Genomic DNA, 222 nt, shown 5'->3' on the forward strand with positions numbered 1-222 from the left:
GTTTAATGCAATTGCTTCCAAGTACTGCAGAGTATGTAAATAAAGGTAGCCTGTCGAGAAGTCGCTTATACCAACCTAAAACAAATATTAGATTAGGTACTAGATACTTACAGTACTTAAAAAAGAAAAACCACGGTAATGAAGTCCTGGCTACGGCTTCTTATGATGCAGGCTATCATCGTATAAGGCGTTGCTTACCCGATAACGCTATTCCAGCTGAGT

Annotated in this window: 1 protein-coding gene; it reads left to right on the forward strand. The window is 39.2% G+C overall.

Going from position 1 to position 222, the window contains the following annotated elements:
• Positions 1–222: transglycosylase SLT domain-containing protein (locus tag V6260_RS18915; protein WP_341595602.1), on the forward strand; the 222-nt coding region annotated here is incomplete at both ends.

The sequence above is a fragment of the Pseudoalteromonas aliena genome, from assembly GCF_038155085.1.
Classification (GTDB): Bacteria; Pseudomonadota; Gammaproteobacteria; order Enterobacterales; family Alteromonadaceae; genus Pseudoalteromonas; species Pseudoalteromonas aliena_A.